Origin of the sequence: uncultured Methanobrevibacter sp., from assembly GCF_937906425.1 — an archaeon.
Taxonomy (GTDB): domain Archaea; phylum Methanobacteriota; class Methanobacteria; order Methanobacteriales; family Methanobacteriaceae; genus Methanobrevibacter.
Genome location: NZ_CALCYR010000233.1, coordinates 1 through 2,101, shown reverse-complemented (window position 1 = coordinate 2,101; position 2,101 = coordinate 1). Strand labels below are relative to the sequence as shown.

Here is a 2,101-nt window from a genome sequence, read left to right as displayed (position 1 = left end):
TTATAGAAATTGAAAAATTAAAAAATAAAAATTAAATTATAAAATAGAGATTTGAAAAATTTTAGAGAATAAACTTTGAAAAAAAAGAAGAGGAAATTTTAAGCTTTCGCTTCTTTTTTAGCCTTGTAATCATTGATTGCTTCTGTTAAAGCGTCTGCTGCCAAGTTGGAACAGTGCATTTTAACAGGTGGAAGACCATCCAAAGCGTCAGCTACATCATTTCTGCTAATTTCTAAAGCTTCATCTACAGTCATTCCCTTTGCAATTTCAGTAATCATACTACTGGTAGCAATTGCAGCTCCACAACCAAATGTTTTAAATTTAATATCTTGAATTACATCGTTTTCATCGACATCAATATAAATAGTCATTAAATCTCCACAAGTAGGGTTTCCAACAGTTCCTTCTCCACTTGCGTTTTCTATTTCACCGGAATTTCTTGGATTGGAAAAATGATCCATAACTTTTTCACTGTACATAGTATCACCTAAATAAAACTTAATAATTAATTGAATAAAATCCTATACTTATTGATAATAAAAATCATTAATATGAATCAAATTTAATGATCCACATCAGTAAATAGGGATTCATCTAATTCTAAAGATTCATTTGCTTCATTATCCCATAAAGGAGACATTAATCTTAAATTAGCAACAACTTCATCAATTGCATCCACAACAAGATCAACATCTTCAAGGGTATTTTCAGTTCCTAAACTTAATCTTAATGAACCGTGGATTTCAGCATCTTCCAAACCTAAAGCACTTAATACATAGGAAGCCTTTAAGTTTTTAGAGGAACAAGCAGAACCTGTAGCTCCATTGATTCCTTTTGCATCAAGTCTTAAGATTAAACCTTCACCTTCAATTGCAGCAAATCTGAAACTTGCATTGTTTGGAAGTCTGTTTTCCCTATCACCGTTTAAGTAAGCTTCAGGAACTCTGTCCAAGACCTTTTCAATAAGGGCATCCCTTATTTCAGAAAGTTTAGCAATGTTTTCATCAAGGTTTTCATAAGCAAGTTCAGCAGCCTTACCGAAACCTACAATTCCAGGCATGTTTTCAGTACCTGACCTGAGATTTCTTTCCTGGCCTCCACCATGAATCAAGGTTTCAAGTCTTACACCTCTTCTGATAAACAATGCCCCTACACCTTTAGGCCCATAAATCTTATGAGAGGAAATGGATAATAAATCAATGTTTGCTGCCTCTACATCAACAGGGATTTTACCAACAGATTGAACTGCATCAACATGGAATTTAATTCCATTTTCCTTAGCTATTTTTCCTACCTCTTCAATAGGTTGAATGGTACCGATTTCATTGTTTGCATGCATAACTGAAATGAGTATTGTATCATCCCTAATTGCATCCTTTAAAACATCAATGTCAATAATACCATTTTCCTTTACAGGAAGGTAGGTAACTTCAAAACCTTTGGTTTCAAGGTATTCGCAGGTTCTAAGCACTGCAGGATGTTCAATTTCTGTAGTTATAATGTGTTTTCCCTTATCTTCCAATTTGTAGGCAATACCTTTGATTGCCATATTGTCAGATTCAGTTCCGCCACTTGTAAATGTAATTTCCTTAGCCTGTGCATTAATTAATTTTGCAACATTTTCACGAGCTTCCTCGAGAGCTTTTTTAGCATCCCTACCTAATTTATAAAAGGTGGATGGATTCCCAAATTCTTCTTTTAAAAAAGGGATCATTGCATTAAATACTTCTTCTTTTACTGGAGAAGTAGCAGAATTATCCATATAAATCATTAAAATTCCTCCAAAAAATACTATTATTAAAACTTATAATAATAATTAAAATTTCGATTTTCAAAAATATAACTATAGTTATATTTTTCCTATATTTAAATTAGTTATTTGTACTATATAAAGTTTAGGTTAACTAAAAAATAATTTTATTAGAAAAATATAACAATATTATAAAAATATAACAATCATTATAATTTATATAATTCGAATATAAATACTTTTTTAAATTTAACTAAAAATATGATTTTAGAGAAAAGAAAAAAATAATAAAAATGTTTTAAAATAGAATAAATAATTTAAAAAAGTTTAAAGAAAAAATAAAAAAAGAAT

2 protein-coding genes are annotated in these 2,101 nt (G+C 30.1%); both read right to left on the bottom strand.

Annotated features, from left to right (window positions below; all coding sequences use genetic code 11):
* Window positions 1-98 precede the first annotated feature (98 nt).
* A complete protein-coding gene (gene nifU, locus Q0138_RS06710) occupies window positions 99-479 on the bottom strand; it encodes a Fe-S cluster assembly scaffold protein NifU (RefSeq protein ID WP_297982385.1) in 381 nt (126 codons plus the stop codon).
* 83 nt (window positions 480-562) lie between these two features.
* Complete coding sequence (nifS, locus tag Q0138_RS06705) at window positions 563-1,768, bottom strand: cysteine desulfurase NifS (protein ID WP_297982388.1); 1,206 nt, start codon at window positions 1,766-1,768, stop codon at window positions 563-565.
* Window positions 1,769-2,101: the final 333 nt, after the last annotated feature.

Bases quoted from the DNA above. Each gene is read 5' to 3' on its own strand.
- nifU (WP_297982385.1), bottom strand. From the start codon at position 479: ATGTACAGTGAAAAAGTTATGGATCATTTTTCCAATCCAAGAAATTCC.